The sequence below is a fragment of the Bombella sp. ESL0378 genome, assembly GCF_009725845.1.
Classification (GTDB): domain Bacteria; phylum Pseudomonadota; class Alphaproteobacteria; order Acetobacterales; family Acetobacteraceae; genus Bombella; species Bombella pollinis.
The window spans coordinates 123,978-141,638 of the sequence record NZ_WNIF01000005.1 but is presented as its reverse complement, the minus strand read 5'-3'; the positions used below and the strand labels follow the sequence as shown (position 1 = coordinate 141,638).

The 17,661-nt window shown below is 53.6% G+C and carries 15 protein-coding genes; 4 read left to right on the top strand and 11 right to left on the bottom strand.

Translation table 11 applies throughout. The annotated features are described in order from the left end of the window. Positions 1-26 precede the first annotated feature (26 nt). Positions 27-1,196 carry a deoxyguanosinetriphosphate triphosphohydrolase gene (locus tag GM556_RS02250; protein WP_155572903.1) on the bottom strand — a complete coding sequence of 390 codons (1,170 nt, stop codon included), beginning with the start codon at positions 1,194-1,196 and terminating at the stop codon, positions 27-29. Positions 1,197-1,350: 154 nt separating this feature from the next. On the opposite strand from GM556_RS02250, the gene GM556_RS02245 reads away from it, so the two are divergent. Beyond that, complete coding sequence (locus GM556_RS02245; protein ID WP_155579150.1) at positions 1,351-1,686, top strand: iron-sulfur cluster assembly accessory protein; 336 nt, start codon at positions 1,351-1,353, stop codon at positions 1,684-1,686. Positions 1,687-1,712: 26 nt separating this feature from the next. Next, positions 1,713-2,483: an exodeoxyribonuclease III gene (gene xth, locus GM556_RS02240; protein ID WP_155579149.1), complete on the top strand. Its 771-nt coding sequence runs from the start codon at positions 1,713-1,715 to the stop codon at positions 2,481-2,483. On the opposite strand, the gene GM556_RS02235 is transcribed toward xth, so the two are convergent. From GM556_RS02235 to GM556_RS02215, 5 genes are all read right to left on the bottom strand, one after another. Continuing rightward, positions 2,480-3,295: a nucleotidyltransferase domain-containing protein gene (locus GM556_RS02235; protein ID WP_196424760.1), complete on the bottom strand. Its 816-nt coding sequence runs from the start codon at positions 3,293-3,295 to the stop codon at positions 2,480-2,482. The genes xth and GM556_RS02235 overlap by 4 nt on opposite strands. 137 nt (positions 3,296-3,432) lie before the next feature. Beyond that, positions 3,433-5,253 (bottom strand): aspartate--tRNA ligase, encoded by a 1,821-nt coding sequence (gene aspS / locus GM556_RS02230; RefSeq protein ID WP_155579147.1) that lies wholly within the window; start codon positions 5,251-5,253, stop codon positions 3,433-3,435. Between the two features lie 153 nt (positions 5,254-5,406). Continuing rightward, positions 5,407-6,357, bottom strand: coding sequence for a GNAT family N-acetyltransferase (locus tag GM556_RS02225; RefSeq protein ID WP_196424759.1), 951 nt, complete (start codon positions 6,355-6,357; stop codon positions 5,407-5,409). Between the two features lie 149 nt (positions 6,358-6,506). Beyond that, positions 6,507-8,117 (bottom strand): FAD-dependent oxidoreductase, encoded by a 1,611-nt coding sequence (locus tag GM556_RS02220; protein ID WP_155579145.1) that lies wholly within the window; start codon positions 8,115-8,117, stop codon positions 6,507-6,509. 59 nt (positions 8,118-8,176) lie between these two features. Further along, positions 8,177-8,977, bottom strand: coding sequence for a DUF2076 domain-containing protein (locus GM556_RS02215; protein ID WP_155579144.1), 801 nt, complete (start codon positions 8,975-8,977; stop codon positions 8,177-8,179). A gap of 183 nt (positions 8,978-9,160) precedes the next feature. Here GM556_RS02215 and GM556_RS02210 point away from each other — a divergent pair, with 183 nt between their 5' ends. Together GM556_RS02210 and glyS are read left to right on the top strand one after the other, a co-directional pair. Then, positions 9,161-10,057 (top strand): glycine--tRNA ligase subunit alpha, encoded by an 897-nt coding sequence (locus GM556_RS02210; protein WP_155572895.1) that lies wholly within the window; start codon positions 9,161-9,163, stop codon positions 10,055-10,057. Continuing rightward, complete coding sequence (gene glyS / locus GM556_RS02205; protein WP_155579143.1) at positions 10,050-12,152, top strand: glycine--tRNA ligase subunit beta; 2,103 nt, start codon at positions 10,050-10,052, stop codon at positions 12,150-12,152. The genes GM556_RS02210 and glyS overlap by 8 nt, the downstream gene beginning before the upstream one ends. A gap of 84 nt (positions 12,153-12,236) precedes the next feature. Here glyS and GM556_RS02200 read toward each other — a convergent pair whose 3' ends face one another. The 5 genes from GM556_RS02200 to mreC all read right to left on the bottom strand — a co-directional run bounded on the left by GM556_RS02200 (position 12,237) and on the right by mreC (position 17,644). Next, positions 12,237-12,896 (bottom strand): LysE family translocator, encoded by a 660-nt coding sequence (locus GM556_RS02200; RefSeq protein WP_155572893.1) that lies wholly within the window; start codon positions 12,894-12,896, stop codon positions 12,237-12,239. 30 nt (positions 12,897-12,926) lie between these two features. Beyond that, on the bottom strand, positions 12,927-14,081 hold the full coding sequence (rodA, locus tag GM556_RS02195) for a rod shape-determining protein RodA (RefSeq protein ID WP_099026165.1): 1,155 nt from the start codon (positions 14,079-14,081) through the stop codon (positions 12,927-12,929). Positions 14,082-14,090: 9 nt separating this feature from the next. Further along, the gene (gene mrdA, locus GM556_RS02190; protein WP_155579142.1) at positions 14,091-16,025 is read right to left on the bottom strand and encodes a penicillin-binding protein 2; all 1,935 of its coding nucleotides are present in this window, start codon (positions 16,023-16,025) and stop codon (positions 14,091-14,093) included. A 71-nt stretch (positions 16,026-16,096) separates the two neighbouring features. Beyond that, complete coding sequence (locus tag GM556_RS02185; RefSeq protein ID WP_155579141.1) at positions 16,097-16,657, bottom strand: hypothetical protein; 561 nt, start codon at positions 16,655-16,657, stop codon at positions 16,097-16,099. A 51-nt stretch (positions 16,658-16,708) separates the two neighbouring features. Next, complete coding sequence (gene mreC, locus GM556_RS02180; RefSeq protein ID WP_155572890.1) at positions 16,709-17,644, bottom strand: rod shape-determining protein MreC; 936 nt, start codon at positions 17,642-17,644, stop codon at positions 16,709-16,711. Positions 17,645-17,661 lie beyond the last annotated feature (17 nt).

The following is a 17,661-nucleotide window of genomic DNA, read 5'->3' as shown; positions in this document are numbered from 1 at the left end:
TCTTTCTTCCGTCCCTGATACAGCACTTACCCTAAAACGGAAATATCCATCAGCCGGCGATGTTCCTCCATCGCAAAACGATCCGTCATCCCTGCAATATAATCAGCAACTACACGGCGCGAGGCGGCCTCGTACCCTTTTTTCTTGCTTGGCAAAGCTTGCTCCCGCCATGGCGTTGGCAATAGCTCCGGCTCATTACCCAAAATAGTGCAAATATCTCCCAAAGCGATACGCGCTTTACGGGTCATCCGCTGTACACGCCAATGCCGATACATCCGCGCATAAAGGAACTTGCGTATCTCCTTATTCCGCTCGGCCATTTCAGGCGAGAACTCCACCATCGCCCGGCCTGCATGGCGCACCTCATCCGCATTTTGCGGGTCTAACGCGGCTAAATTCTTCTGGCTTTGTTCAATCAGGTCACTCGCTAAGCGATTAATCACCCGTCGCACCGTCTCATGCCGAATACGCTGGTCACGGTCAAACGCCCCATGACCGGACCAATCCAACGCACGCGCTTCCTCAAGGCAGGTTTTTAAAAGTGGGACGGATTCAATATCCTCAAAACTGAGCAAGCCCGCCCGCAAGCCATCATCAAGATCATGCCCATGGTAAGCGACATCATCACAAATAGCGGCAATCTGCGCTTCTACAGAGGCATAACATTCCAACTCTAACGGGTAACGGTCATCAAAACTCACCAGCCACGGGGAGGGTCGTTTTACAGGGCCGTGATGTTTTGCCAGCCCTTCCAACGCCTCCCATGTCAGATTCAAGCCATCAAAACCATTATATCGCGCTTCAATCTCCGTCACTTGCCGTAAGGACTGGATGTTATGGTCAAACCCACCCCAATCCTTCATCGCCTCTTGCAACGCATCCTCCCCAGCATGACCAAAAGGCGTATGGCCAAGGTCATGCGCGAGGGCGATAACCTCTGTTAAATCCTCATTCACCCCTAATGTCCGGGCAATAGAGCGGGAAATTTGTGCGACTTCGAGCGAATGGGTCAGCCTTGTGCGGAAAAAATCACCTTCATGATTCAAAAAAACTTGCGTCTTATATTGCAGCTGACGAAACCCCGCCGAATGTAACACACGGTCACGATCACGCTGCCACGGAGTGCGGGTAGAGCTTTCCTCCTCTGCAAATTGTCGCCCGCGCGCGCCTTGCAACTGTACAGCGTATCTAGCCATTATGCTCTATTGTCCCCATATCCATATGTAGGCTGCTATAACTACACAGCCTTTCAGCTTTTGATTCTTGGCGTCCAATTTTATAGTGTCAACCGTTCCGCAACCATTTCTGCCGCGATGGTAGGCGTTTTTGTGATGATAAGGAGCATATCTCATGGCCGAGTTTAGCATTTCCCCCGCGGCAGCGGCCCGTATCGCAGAGATTATTAGCCAGCAACCCCACCCTGAAAACACCGCCCTGCGTGTTGCCGTACTCGCGGGCGGGTGCAATGGCTTCCAATATCAATTTAAGCTTGTCCAAGAGCGAGAAAGCGATGACCATTTAATTGAAAAAGACGGCGCACGCGTCTTTGTTGACCCTACAAGCCTAGACCTCCTCGAAGGGGCAGAGCTAGATTTTGTTGATAAACTCATGGGCGCGCATTTTACAGTTAAAAACCCCAATGCGGCCTCATCTTGCGGGTGTGGCAGTAGTTTCTCCCTCACCTAACACCTTTTTTGGAGACCTCACACCCTATGTCCCTGACCTTTGCCAGTTGGAACATCAACTCCATCCGCACCCGTGCCCATCTGGTAAAAGACTGGCTGGACCGCAATGAGGCCTGTACCTTGCTCTGCCTGCAAGAAATTAAATGCGAAGCCCACCAATTCCCCCCTCTCTTTGAGGAGGCTGGCTTTCATGTCGCTGTCGCGGGGCAGAAGGCTTATAACGGAGTTGCCCTCATCAGCCGCGCCCCTCTAACCATCACGACCGACCACCTCCCCGGTTTTGAAAGTGACGAGGCCCGTTACATCGAGGCTGAGCTAGACGATGTGACCATTGGTAATCTCTACCTCCCCAATGGCAATTCTGGCGGAGAGGCCGGCTTTGCTAAGAAGTTAAACTTCTTTGACGCCCTTTACCATCGCGCCCGTGCTTTGCAGCAAGAGGGACGCTCCTTCGCCTTTATTGGTGATTATAATGTCTGCCCAACGGATGAAGATTACGCCCCCAAAGCTCTCTCCCCAAATGATGCCCTCCTCCACCCAGAAAGCCGCGCAGGCTTCCGCCGTCTGCTATGGTCCGGCCTGACAGACGCACTACGCTGCCTACACCCTACCGGGCAACATTATACATTCTGGGACTATCAGGCAGGGGCATATCAACGTAATTCCGGCTTACGGATTGATCACGCCCTCCTCTCCCCCCGCCTTGCCGACCGCCTCACCAGCTTCACCATCGACAAAGACGAACGCGGCCGAGACAAACCCTCCGACCATGTACCGGTGGTCGTTACTCTTTCCTAAAACGGCACCTTCATCATGGCTCGGAACAAAGCCTCGGCCTGCTTTTGCACGTCTTGCTTCGGTTTGGGGAAGGGGCGGGCCTCGGCATGGGCGAATTCGGCTTCGATAAGCTCATTCACCGCAGGGATGGAAGGGCCGCTCTGCTGCTCCCGGCTTCTGGATTTAAGATGCAGCAACTCCCGGATAGGTCCCAATACGGAGCGTGGCACGTCACAGCCCTGACAAAGGGCTTGAAAGTTCATCGGAGGTTGGCCCTGCCCGTGCAGGCGCATCCAGCGTAACGCCATGGCCGGGCGTAGCGCGTAAAACAGCCGCTTATAATGTGTTGTTCCATCCTGTTGGAAAGCACACTTCCAGCTATTACGCCCTAGATTTAGATAATGAAGTTGGCAGCTTAATCCCGCTTCAATCTGCTGGGCAAAGGCGGCAAGCTCATCAGCTTGTGCTTGCCATACATAACGCACCGGGCTGACTAACCATTCCAACAAAGTGGGATTAGGTTTCATCAATAGATTCAGGGCCTTGCGTATATCCCAGCCATTTACGTCCAAATCATCAGAGATAGGCAGCTCAATCACATCCCGGCCTGGCGTTAAGGACAAATACCAATCCAACCGATGGCGATAGATAAAGCGCACATCATAATCACTATCTGGCGAGGGGAACCCCCATGCACGGCTGCCACTCTCCACAGCAAACAGGATCTCCACATCATGATCCTGCTCAATCTGTCGCAAGCTGGCCATGACCTCCGCCCGCACCGCTGGAGCAATTTCCGGCACGTAATCCGGCATCATCTCACCAAAACTCATGCGCCGCTCCTTCTTTCCCCTCCCCAGAATGGCCCAGACCATCACAAGAAGACATAGCCCCGCTACAAAAAAGCCGAGATGGACTTACCATCCCGGCCTTTATCTCACCACCTAAACCATCCACTCAAGGCTGTAACTCAGCCCTTCTTTTCCGCCGCGTTACCGCTAGAAGCAGAAGGTTTCGGCTTAGGCAAGTCCAGCTTGAGGGAAAGCTCCTTCAAGCGGGCTGGCTCGACCGGTGCAGGAGCTTCCATCATTAAATCCTCCCCGCTCTGATTCAGCGGGAAGAGAATGACCTCACGAATATTCGGCTCATCAGCGAGCAGCATGACGATGCGATCCACACCCGGTGCCGCACCACCATGCGGCGGAGCACCATAGCGGAAGGCATTGAGCATCCCACCAAAGCGCGCCTCCACAACATCAGAGCCATAACCTGCAATCTCAAACGCCCGTAACATCACCTCTGGCAGATGGTTACGCACCGCCCCGGAGGATAGCTCCACACCATTACAGACAATATCATACTGATAAGCCTTGATGCTCAACGGATCCTGCGTATTCAGGGCCTCCAAGCCACCCTGCGGCATGGAGAACGGGTTGTGGGAGAAGTCAATCTCTCCTGTTTCCTCATTACGCTCATACATGGGGAAGTCCACCACCCAGCAGAAGCGGAAGGCATTTTGCTCAATCAGCTCTAGGTCTGTCCCGATCTTCGTCCGCACCACGCCGGAGAATTTGACGACCTCATCACCCTTCCCTGCCACGAAGAACACAGCATCACCGGCCTTCAATCCGCACATCTCACGGATTTTCGCAACGCGCTCGGCTTCCAGATTTTTGGCAATTGGGCCTTTCCCGCCTTCTTCATCAAAAATAATATAGCCAAGACCACCAGCCCCTTGGTCCCGCGCCCAATTATTAAGTTTATCGAAGAAGGCACGAGGACGGCTGCCCGCACCCGGCGCCGGGATCGCCCGCACCTGCCCACCAGAGGCAGCAATACGCGCAAATAACCCAAAGCCAGAGCCTGCAAATTGCTCCGTTACATCCTTAATAATCAACGGGTTACGCAAATCCGGCTTATCGGAGCCATAATCGCGCATCGCATCCGCATAGGGAATACGGGGGAAGGCCCCTTCGGTAATCTTCCATCCCTCTGGGGTAAACTCATTAAACACGCCCGCTAATACTGGCTCTAGCACTGCGAAAATATCTTCCTGCGTGGCGAAAGACATTTCAAAATCCAGCTGATAGAACTCGCCGGGACTGCGATCCGCACGGGAAGCCTCATCACGGAAACAGGGAGCGATCTGAAAGTAGCGGTCAAACCCCGCCACCATCGCCAACTGCTTAAATTGCTGCGGAGCCTGCGGCAACGCATAGAACTTACCCGGATGCAACCGTGCTGGCACGAGGAAGTCCCGCGCACCCTCTGGGGAGGAAGCTGTAAGAATAGGGGTTTGGAACTCAGTAAAGCCCTGCTCGACCATACGGCGGCGCAAGCTGGTGATAATCTGGCTCCGCAAGACGATGTTGCGGTGCATCTTCTCACGCCGGAGGTCGATATAACGATATTTCAGGCGTAAATCCTCAGGATAATGCTCCTGCCCCGCCACTTGGAAAGGCAGCACCTCCGCACGAGATTGCACATCAATCTCGCTGGCACGAACCTCCACATCCCCTGTTGGCAAGGCGGGGTTACGCTGCCCATCCTCACGCACCACGACCTCACCGGTGACGGTGATGACGCTCTCCACCCGCAAACGCTCGGCTTTTTCGAGCAATGCCCCCTCAGAAGGGATGACAATTTGCGTCATGCCGTAATTATCGCGTAGGTCGATAAAGAGCAGCCCGCCATGGTCCCGCTTGCTATGAACCCAGCCAGAGAGCCGTACGGTCTTGCCTGCATCATCAGCACGCAGGGCATTGCAAAGATGGGTACGGTACTGGTGCATGAATCTCAAACCTCGTTATTATCGTCTCTAACGGCATAAGGTGCCTTACGCCATCCTGACGCAGCATCCCTCTTCTCGCTGCTTCCTACCTGAAAAACTAAAAAAACGCCAATCTTAATCCGTCATTGCTCCTGCTATGGTAGAGAAAGAGATTCAATAAAAATCATAATTGCCATGTTTCTTGATGATGTATTTCTTAACCATATCAATGATGTAACATTTTATATTATACGCCCATGTACCGAAGCGGATTTCCGGCCGGGAGACTGGCTTTTGCCCAAAGCTCGCTAACATTTTTGCTGTACGAACAGAGCCAAAACCATCAAAATCAAAAATCAGATACCGCTTTTTGGCTTGCTTCATCGCCTCCCAAATAAGCAACATCGTCATGCCCGGTACTCTAGAGCAATGACAGCGTGCCGATTGCCAAAAATAAAGCGTCTGCTCGTCCCATATTAATAATGCGGCAGAGACAAGCCTCTCTTGCTCATAAGCATAGAGGGCCATCGCCTGGTCACGTTGATAAGCAGCATCAAACAACGCCTTTAACAGGGGGAAATCATGATGATTATGCGGCAATTCTCGTTGTACTAGGCCAATAAATCTCTCACAGTCTCCCGCCTGCTGAACAGAGAGCTTCTTCTCGGCTGTCCTAATAAGATTACGCGTTTTATGGTCACAATCATGCCAAACAGCCTCCAATGGCTTCTCCGGCATAATGCGAAAGGTAAAGTCATGCATGACCTTAAACCCCGCTAGACGAAAGGCCAGTAAGGACTCATTATCCGGGTCTACGAAAAATTGAACCCCATCATGCTTGGGTAAACGCGCGATTGTTTTTTCAACAACGTGTCGAATATTTTGTTCATGTCGAAATGGCTTAGAAGGCGGGAGCGATAAATGCGGGCCTAATATCCGCGTATATTTAGGCATCCTTATAACGGGAGAACCTAATTTCTTTTTTACAATGAATGGAAAATGAGACACAATTTTCCCACCCATCTCAATATCGATAGATGAAAATTGCCCACGGCTTGCTAGCTCCAACCACCAATCTTGATGAAAAATAGATAGCGGCTTTGATATTAAAGTAGCATCAACCATAAGAAACACTTTATTAATCATGTTTAAAGATAGGTAGAGTTGTAACATTAAATTGTAGTAAGTTATACTAATAATTATTTTAATTTCTTATAGTCTTAGGCTATGCGGCTCGGCTTTCATCCTCCTACTATCTCTATCTAAAGGGCCGTTTATACAATACGCGTCCTAACCTCTCGCGCCACAAATCCTTCAAAATCCACGGCAGCGCGTGCCATCGCTGCAGAACGGCCTGAGGAGACTAATGCAACAACTTTTTGACCCTTCATATAAGCGGCCATAAAATCAAACCCGCCGAGGTCACCCTCAATCAAAACATGATCAAAGCTCTCACCCCAACCTAAATATTCCAGCTTTTTGCCAAATTGCTGCGTCCAATACCACGGAACAGGCATAGGCTGGGGCGGGAGGCCTAAAATACTCCGTGCTGCTGCACGGCCCTCACATTGGGCAGGACGCCAATGCTCAATCCGACATAATGCTCCATTCCGCCGGAACGCAGCCACATCCCCAGCCGCATAAATACCGGGGCGTACCTGCATAGTATCATCTACGATAATACCCCCTACCACGCCCTCATCCTCAATATGGGAGGGCAAAAAATCCCGTGATGGCTTATTCCCAACGGATACAAGCACATGCGTGCAATTAAGCACCATACCATCACCCAGCTCCACCCCCGTGACGCGCTCTGTCCCGTGGATGCCCACAACGGCGGTATCTGTCACAAAGGCAACGCCATTATCCTCATGCAGACGGCGTAGAATCTGCCCAACTTCGCGCCCCCATTGCCCCTCCATAGGGAAAGGACGCTCTGTTGCAATGATGGTCACCCCAGCCCCTTTTTGCCGCAGAGCAGAAGCTGTCTCTAACGTTGTAAGCCCACAGCCTATGAGGATAACGGCTTGGTCTCCCGTAATCTCCTCGGCAATCTTCCACGCATCCCGTACCGTATGGAGGGACATCACCCCCTCAAGCTCTATCCCCGGTAATGGCGGCAAAATGGGCCGCCCCCCTGTGGTGATAAGGATGTGGTCAGCACTATACCGCTTGCCTTCCTCTAAAAGGACTTCCTTTTTCTCACAATCCAGCGCAACGACCTTGCCCCGCATACGGGCAATTTCATGCCGTGCATAAAAAGCTTCGCTCAAAAGAGGGGAGGGTTGAACTTTCTCCCCCCCACCGAGGAAGACCCCTTTGCTCAAAGCCGGACGTTCATAGGGCAAAAAACCCTCATCCCCAATCAAGGTAATGCGCCCTGCAAAACCTTCTTCCCGCAATGTATAAATCGCACTCGCCGCAGCTGCCCCAGCCCCTACGATGAGGACCCTCTCCTCCTCTCCGCTCTGTTCAACCGGTTTGCGAGACATCGGGTGCGCCCCTACAAGAACACGCCCCTCCACCTGCCGGACCGGGTAAACCGGCAAATGTGAAAAAGCGATAGGCTCTTTCAGCTTACCATCTCGTACCCCAAAGACAGCTTTATGCCATGGGCAAACAACCACATCCCCATGCACAGAGCTACGACACGCCAAGTCTCCGCGAAATGTCGCACCCTTATGCGGGCATCGCCGCCCGATAGCGTGGATATCATCCCCCATCCGCACAAGCGCAATAGACTGCTCTTGTAGCGTAATGGGCAGGATGTCTCCTTCACGCACATCCTCTATCGCGGCGACATCATAAAGGGTTTGGTCCGGCACAGGAGAACCAGCCCCTCGCGTTCCTGCTTCCTGAACCACTTGAGGAGCTTTCTCCACCATCGCGCCCTAATCCCTTTTCATACCGCAACGCTACTATCGCCCTCTATTGATAAAGAGGCTTAGAAGAAATCGTCCCGGTCCGCATTATCATCAGAAAAATCTTGTGGGCCGAAATCTTGTGCGCCAAAGCCCCCAGCATCTGTCCCACTACCACCAAAAGGATCTGTCCCTTGTGGGCCGTTAAAATCCCCATTCGCACCATCGCCATAATAATTATTGACGATGGTTGTCTCATTACCAAAATCGGCCCCCGTCCCGGCGGCACCCTCATGGGCCCCATGCTCACCAGAGAACAGCCCCTCCAACGCATGTGCTGCCATCATACCACCAGCGACACCGGCTGCTGTTGTCAAAGCCGAACCTAAAAAGCCCGAACCAGAGCGTGCAAACATCCCCGGCTGATAGCCCGGCGGTGGGGCATAAGCCCGCCCCATTTCCGGCGCAGCCGCCCCAGAGGCTGGGCCCCAACCCGGTGGCAACGCTGCCCCACGCGGCGGCGGCGTAGCAGGACCACGGCCAAACAACCCGGAGAAGAATCCACCAGACTGCCCCCCTTGCGTACTCGATTGCGAGGCCGTTTGCTGCTGCAATAACGCTATCTCCCCTCGTGCTTGCTGGAGCTGCATCTCAAGCTCACGAATACGCGCTTGTGCTTGGGCTAATGCCGCCTCCTGCACAACAGCAAGCTGCGTGATGCGGTAGCGCGCCTCTGGGTAACGCTGAAAGGTCTCAGCAATATAGCGGTCCGCCTCTGGGTCAATAGGGGGCAAGCTGGCTGGCCCTTGACCATTTGGCAGCCCTACCCCGCCCCCAACACGAGCAACAAAGCGGCTTATGAGATCACGTTCTTCCGAATTCATGAATAAGCTATCCTTCATCAGGCAAGGGCTATAGCGGCTAGGAAGACCGCCCTTATTGCCCCATAAGATAGGATACTGTTCCCCACCCCTGCAAGGCCCCTCCTCCCCTCATGCCAAAATTGCCTTCTAGCTGCTAGCGATTATGCCGCTCATCCTATAGAGTAGGCGCAACGCTTTACGTTTATGGAGCCTCGTGAATTGTCCGCATCCCGGCCCCCTTGCTTTCAGGAACTTATCCTGCGTCTTCATCAATTCTGGTCTCAAAAGGGCTGTGCCATCCTTCAGCCTTACGATACCGAGCTTGGCGCAGGCACACTCTCGCCACATACTACATTGCGCGCTCTTGGCCGTAAGCCTTGGGCTGCGGCCTATGTGCAGCCATGCCGCCGCCCCTCTGATGGTCGCTATGGGGAAAACCCCAACCGCTTACAGCATTATTATCAATATCAAGTTCTGCTCAAACCCACACCGCAAGAGAGCCAGAACCTCCTGCTTGAGAGCTATCGCGCGATCGGGATCGACCCAGAGAAGCACGATATCCGCTTTGTTGAAGATGATTGGGAGAACCCCACAATCGGCGCGTGGGGCCTTGGTTGGGAAGTCTGGTGCGATGGGATGGAGGTGACGCAATTTACCTACTTCCAGCAGGTTGGCGGCATCCCAACGGTCATCCCCTCTACCGAGCTAACTTACGGGTTGGAGCGGCTAGCTATGTATGTGCAAGGGGTGGAGAATGTCTATGACCTCGACTTCAACGGTCGGGGCCTCACTTACGGCGATGTGTTCCTCCGGGCTGAGCGTGATTATTCCCGCCATAATTTCGAGCTTGCCGATACGGATATGCTCCTTGCCCAATTTAACGCTGCCGAGGCTGAATCTATCCGCCTCTCTGAAGCCGGTGTGGCCCAGCCAGCTTATGACCAATGCTTAAAAGCCTCCCATCTATTTAACCTCTTAGATGCGCGCGGGGTTATCTCCGTCTCCGAGCGTGCTTCTTATATTGGGCGTGTGCGTACATTAGCGAAAGCCGCCTGCGAAGCTTGGCTTGCTGGAGATGAGGAGGACACCACCCATGGCTGAATTGCTACTTGACCTTTTTTGTGAGGAAATCCCCTCCGGGATGCAAGCCCGCGCGGCAGAGGACCTTACCCGCTTGCTAGAGCAAGCCCTAGTCCCCCTCAACCCCCGCACTATACGCGGTTTTTACGGGGCACGTCATATTGCCGCTAGCCTAGAGGTGGATGAGAGCATCCCCGCGCGCACCCTCTCCGAGCGTGGACCGCGTGAGAACGCGCCAGAGAAAGCCCTCGCTGGTTTTTGCCGTAAACATGGTGTCTCCCCCGATGCTCTAACAAAAGAGAACGGTTTTTGGGTCCTCCACCGCACGCTCCCGCCCATCAATGCAGCAGCTCTCATCGCCGAGCAGCTACCAGAGCTATTATGGAAGTTCCCTTGGCCTAAGGCGATGCGTTGGGGCAATGGTTCGCTCTTTACATGGGTGCGCCCGCTTCATCATATTGCCTGTGTGTTGGATGGGCAGACCGTCCCCTTCAGCCTTGCGCGTCAGGATGATGATGCTCATGGCCTTACAAGCGGCAATGTGACAGAGGGTCACCGCATCCTCTCCCCCGGCACGTTCACCATCACCAATACGGCGCAATGGCTGCGGGATTTAGAAGCTCGACATGTCATCCTTGATGAACAAAAACGCGCTGATCTCATCCGCAATGGTGTGCATAAATTAGCCGAGGATAAAGGCTTAAAGCTCGTTGAGGATGAAGGGCTTGTCCAAGAAGTCAGCGGGTTGGTGGAATATCCCGTACCTTTGCTCGGCCGCATTGATGATACCTTTATGGACCTTCCGCCAGAGGTGATGCAGGTCTCCATGCGAGTAAATCAACGCTATTTTGCCCTGCGTACGCAAGAAGGCAAAGCGGCTCCCTATTTTGCCTTTGTCGCCAATCAAAGCTTCACTGATGCAGGGGCCCTCTGCATCGCGGGGAATGAGCGCGTCCTACGCGCCCGCTTTGCTGATGCCCGGCATTTCTGGGACCTTGACCGCAAAACCAAACTCGCAGAGCGTGTCGCTGCGCTAGGGGCTGTGACCTTCCATGCTAAGCTTGGCACGCAAAAAGAACGTGCAGAGCGCATCGCCACTTTAGCGGGCCTCATCGCCACAGATATGGGCCTTAATGAGGAGCAGATAGCCCATGCTAAGCGGGCGGGCCTGCTCGCTAAAGCAGACCTAACAACGGGCATGGTGGGTGAGTTCCCTGAGCTTCAAGGCGTCATGGGGGGCTATTATGCGGCCCATGATGGTGAAGCCTCAGAGGTGGCACAAGCCATTGCTGAGCATTACATGCCCCGCGGGTTGAACGACCAAACAGCTAACGCGCCCATCTCCATCGCCGTTGCTCTCGCTGATAGGCTGGATATGCTGGCAGGCTTCTTCACAATTGGGGAGACACCCAGTGGCTCTGGCGACCCTTACGGGTTACGCCGCGCCGCTTTAGGCGTCATCCGCACCATTCGTGATAATGGCCTCCGCCTAGACCTTGGCCACCTGCTCTCCAAAGCGGCTATCCCTCATGCCAGCAAGGCCGGTAAGGATTCCGCTCTTGAGGATATGGATGGGTTCTTCATCGATAGGCTGCGCGTCCAACTGCGTAATGAGGGCCGCCGCCATGACGTGCTGGATGCCACATTGGCCGTCACGCAGGCCCTAGAGGGCACAACCCTCTTTAAGCATTTAGATGGTGACCTCGTCCGCCTGCTCAACCGGGTGGAGGCTCTCTCTGCCATGATAGGCACAGAGGATGGGAAGAATCTTCTCGCCGCCTATCGCCGTGCCAATAACATCCTCCGTATTGAGGAGAAAAAAGACGGCCCCTATGCCCCCACGCCAGAAGCACATCTCTATGTGCAGGAGGAGGAGCGTGCGCTAGATGACGCCCTTAAAGAGGCTGGGCCTATTATTGATGCCCATTTGAAGAAGGAGGACTTCACCAGCGTTATGCAGCATCTTGCCGCTCTACGCCCGGTGATCGACCGCTTCTTTGAGGCTGTCACGGTAAATGCAGACGATGCAGCACAACGCAGCAATCGCCTGCGCCTCTTAAAACGCTTTAGCCAAAGCGGGCGGCTCATTGCTGATTTTAGCAAGATTGAAGGCTAAACCACCCTTCATCACACTTTCAGCACATCATTATAAAGGCCGGTGGGGTTATGGTCCTGACCGGCCTTTTTATGTCCGTTCTTATCAAGGAGCGACGGGACTATGGGTGAGGAATATCTTCGCCCCAAACCCGATAAACACAAGCCCAGTAAGCCGATCAAGCCGCCGCACCACCACCGGCTTATTAAAAAACCGCGCTAAAGGCACAGTAAGAGCCACTAGCAGCCCTAGCCAAATAAATGTCAATAAGGCCTGAATCACCACCTGTACTAAGGTAAAAGCCACAATATTGGCATCTGGTGGGATGAATTGTGGGAAGAACGTCACCACAAAAATCCCCGCCTTAGGGTTTAGCAAGTCCGTCAACACCCCTCGGCGGAAACCGGACCAAAAATCGTGACGAGATGTAAGGGGGGGACGAAATGTCGTTGGAGGGGACGTTGTCAACGCGGCTCTGGGATGAAAGAGCTGAGAGCAGCCTATCCATAATAAATACAATGCCCCCACACATTTTACGATGAAGAAGGCTTTGCTAGAGGCAGCCAATAATGCCGTCAGCCCGAAAGCGGCCGCTAAGCCCCATATGGTTAGCCCGAGTGCGATGCCAAAAATGGCCCCTACCCCAGCGCGCCGCCCCTCTGCTGCGGCTGTCCGTAAAACCATGATGGAATCCAACCCCGGCGTAATGGTGAAAAGTGCGCCAGCGGTCGTAAACGCTAATAAGGGGAGAAGCCACGCATGCATAAAGACCGACTACCTCTCACGCTTATTGCTTTAATCAGGGTCATCCCGATGGACCCAGCTTGATAAAAGCAGGCCAAAACCAAACATCATTGTCAACATAGCCGACCCCCCATAGGAGATAAGTGGCAAAGGCACCCCACCGACAGGGATAACCCCCATCACCATAGAGAGATTTACAACACAATATAAGAAAAAATCCATCGAGATACCCAGCCCGACCAGCCGGCCAAACCGATTACGGCATCGCAGTGCAATTAACATCCCGCTCATTGTGATGAGAAAGAGCAGGCCAATCACCAACACACCGCCCGCATAGCCCCATTCCTCACCAATCATGGTGAAGATAAAATCCGTCTGCTTTTCTGGCAGGAAGCTAAGCTGGCCCTGCGTGCCATGCATATAGCCTTGCCCCCAGCGACCACCCGCCCCAAGGGCAATCCGCGATTGTAGGATATTATACCCGGCCCCTAACGGGTCATGCTCAGGGTGTAGAAACGTATCAATCCGCGCTTTTTGGTAATCATGCAGGTGGCTGTAAAGAAACGGCCCTAAGAACGGGATAGGCGCAGCCAGCAGGATGATTAACCACCAGCGCATCCCTGCGGCAAAAAAGAGCGAGGCCCCAATCACACCCACAATGGTTGCCGTGCCAAGGTTAGGCTCCTTTAACACCAACACGACAGGAATAGCCGTTAAAATCGCGGGGATAATCAAGCGCAGCGGATTTCCCATCCGCTCCCGCCCTATCCGGTAAAACCATGTTGAGAGCATCAACACCAGCGCGATTTTAGAAAACTCTGAAGGCTGAAACTGAAAGCCCCCCAAATTAATCCACCGCTCTGCCCCCTTACCCACATGGCCCATTTTCAACACCAGAGCCAAAAGCAAGATGGACAAACCATAAATCGGGATGGAGAGCATCCGCAAAACGCGCGGGCTAGCAAGGGCTACCCCCAACATCATCAAAAGCCCAAAGCCAAAGCGTATAATCTGCGGTTGAGCAAAGGCTTCCGCACGCCCGCCACCTGCTGAATATAAAGCGATATACCCAACACCAGCCAAGCAGCACACCAGCAGAACAAAAAACCAATTAATCTGCCATAAACGCGAGAACATGCGCAGGTTAGGCTCTGCTCGCAATAAACGCCGCGCTGTGCGAGGGACAGTAAAATCCTTGAGGGACATAAGCCTCCCCTACTCGCTTACATCATCAGCGCGTGCCACAACCCCGCGCGAGAGTGACGTCCGATTAGCAGGGTCTCTTACCAACGTATCGGTCATAATCTGCGCGGCCAGCGGGGCGGCCTCTGTCGCACCAGCATTACCATGCTCTACAACGACCGAAACCGCATAACGCGGGTTATCATAGGGTGCAAAACAGATGAACAACGCATGAGGGCGATACTGCCACGGCAGATTCATAGAGTTAAAATGCCCGCTCTCACGCAAAGCGCGGGGAACATTACGCACCTGTGCCGAGCCCGTTTTCCCCGCCATTTGTACACCGGGGAGGTTTAAACGCGCTTGGGGAGCCGTCCCTTGTGGCTCATTCACCACCGCGAACATCCCGCTCCGCGCAGCTATGAGAGAATCCTTCGCAAAGGGCAGAGGAGGAATATCCTCCGGCACAAGCTTCTCACTCACCGTCCGAACAAGATGGGGTTGCACCATCCGCCCCGTAGCTAAGCGAGATGTATATGTGGCCAAAGCCAGAGGCGTTGTTTGCACCAAGCCTTGCCCAATCCCCGCATTAACGGTGTCACCGCCATTCCAATGATGCCCATGCTGCCGCCGCATCTCTGGCGTGGGGACAGAGCCCGCCCGCATATGGGGAAGCTCTATGGGTAAATGGCCACTTAGGCCTAAGCTAACAGCAGCCTCGTGAATCGCATCCATCCCACAACGGCGCGCTACTTGATAGAAATAAACGTCACACGAATATTTCAACGCCTGATGCAGGTTAATAGAGCCATGCCCATAACGGCTCCAACAATGGAAGCGCACCCCGCCCATGTCGTAATAACCCGGACATGTAAAACGCTCCGAAGGGGTAATGGCATGGGCCTTCAACGCCGCTAATGCTACGGCAGGCTTAAAGGTAGAGCCCGGCGGATAAAGACCGGACACAGCTTTATCCACCAACGGCGTAGCGGGGTCGGTAATTAAGCTATTCCATTGCGTACGGCTAATCCCGCCATCAAATAAAGTAGGGTCGAAAGAGGGCGTGCTGACCAGCCCCATCACCTCCCCATTGCGGCAATCCATCACAACCGCACTCGCCACACGCTCGCCAATGCGTTCTCTGATGCGTGTTTGCAGCACTGTATCTAGCGTCAAACCTAGCCGCGCACCGGGTTGGCCTTCTACACGTTCCAACTCGCCCATCACACGGCCATAGGCGTTGACTTCCATCTCCACCGTGCCGGGCTGGCCCCGCAGCGTAGCCTCTTGTGTTTGCTCTAACCCCCCACGGCCTATCTTCATCCCCGGCAGAGCCAATGCGGCGTTATGCTGCACATCAGTCTCATTCGGCGGGGCAACATAGCCGATAATATGAGACATCAGCTCTTTAAACGGATATTCACGCGTGGTGCCGACATCAATCAACACACCCGGCAAGCTCGGTGCGTTTAACCCCAAGCGTGCCACATCATCCCATGTGAGAAACTCTTTTAACGTCAGCGGCACATAACGGCGAATATGTTTGCGGTCCCGCTCTATACGAGCCCGATCCCGCTCATCTAGCGGCACAATGGTGGCAAACCGATCCACCACCGCCTGGAGGTCCGTTGTCTCCTCCACCATCACAAGAGCGCGCCAATTTGGCTTATTCCCCGCAACGAGCACACCACAACGGTCGTAAATCTCCCCACGTGCGGGCGATATCTGCCGCCGACTCGTCCGATTACGGCGTGCTTGCTCCTTTAACGTCTCACCGTCTACAACCTGCAACTTATAAAGATGATGCGCCAGAGTGCCCATAACGCCCGCCTGCACAGCTAATATCAACAGCGCGCGCCGCGTAAACATACCCCCCCCGACAACCTGTTCTTCTGTAAAAGATAGGTCGGCCGTAGGACTACTCCGCTTCCGAAATAGCGAGCCGGGGTCATTACGCCAGAGGGACATCCAGACTAAACACTTAAAGAAGGATTAAAAAAACAGAAATCAAGCTACTTAAGCTATATTTACACAGCCTATTATAATCTGTCATGCTTTTCCATAACGGAAAGGCCCCATAGATAAAGAATATGCAAAAAAGGGTAACTCCCCACTGCCAAAGCCTCTTGAAATACAATCGGATAGACCGAGAGTGCCCCCCGTACCCGGATGACCATTAACACCCAATTTGTCAAAGCTTCCCCAAGGACGATTAGCCCATAAAGACTCCACGCCAAAAGAAAACCCCGGCGCGATAAACCAACGCGACAACCATGAGCAACGCCATAGGCAACCAGCATCCAAAATAAGAGAACACCTGGCGGATTTACACTGAATAATTCCACCACCAAACCACCGCAGAACAACCCCACTAATGGCATAAAAGCAGGCCGATAAAGCGACCAAAACCACACCGTCCCCAGGACAAGAGCTACCTGCAACTCCATCTGCCCCAAAACCCTAAAGGGAGCAGAGAGAATAATCGCCAGTACCACCATAATGATACAAGGGAAGAGCTTTCGCCTTACCCGAACCATAAGCTTGCGCTGCCGTGCCCCCTCCAACGCGTCATGGTCTAGCCCGCTATGCTCAAACCGCATCACCACCCCCTTGCATCCCCTTAGCGCACCTTTTACACGCCCCTTGTCTCATCATCCATTTTGTAAGGATGAGAATGGCAAAAACCGGCGTAGATTCTGCCAGCTTGAAGGCGTGTTCCCATCATGTTGCTCTGGTAAAAGCGGCGGTTTCTCCCGCACACGGTCAGAGCTAATTGGCCCCTCCGGCATGAAATCACCATCAAAAATACGCACAAGGTCCAAATGCTCCAAAGCAGCATCTGGCACCACAACCGCCTGGCCCGGTGCAAGATAATGGACACGCCCTACTGCAATACCACCCGTTAACCCTGCTGTTTGTGCCCGCGTTACCAAATGCTCCCCCTCCTCGGGGTGAATATTTTGGTTATAATACATCAGACGTGGATAAGGCGTATTATCACCTATCATCATCGCATCACCGCCGCTATTTTGCAGCGTAACGGGGATACGACTTGCCGCATCTTCAATGAGCAACACACGGACCACCTGCGGGCCGACTTCGCTCACCCGCCCGACAAGGCCAACCTCGTCTACGGCAAGGCTACCTGCTGTAACGTGATGCCCCCCGACACCCAGCAACACAGCGCGCAAATAAGGGCCGCTCTCATCACGCACGACCCAGCCACTTACATAATCCCGCGCGCCTTCTGCCCCCCAATGGAGGACAGATTTTAAACGGGTATTTTCTTGCTTGAGTGTTTGCGCCTCCCCATACCAGTAAGCAAGCTTACGGTTCTCTTTGCGTAAGCGGGCATTCTCCGCCAAGAGGTCGCCAACACCTTGTAATGTGAGCTGCCATTTATGAAATTGTCGCTGCGGAAATAATAACGCCTGATATACTGGCCCGACTTCCCGCACCGCAGCCATGCGCATCCGCGCCATTTTATCAGACCATATCTGCCCCGCTAGAATGATTCCCACAGCCACAAACACGAAGGCCGGTAGAACCAACCCCGATAAAAGCTGACGTGTATGGATGGAAATCATGAAAAAGCAGCTCCTCC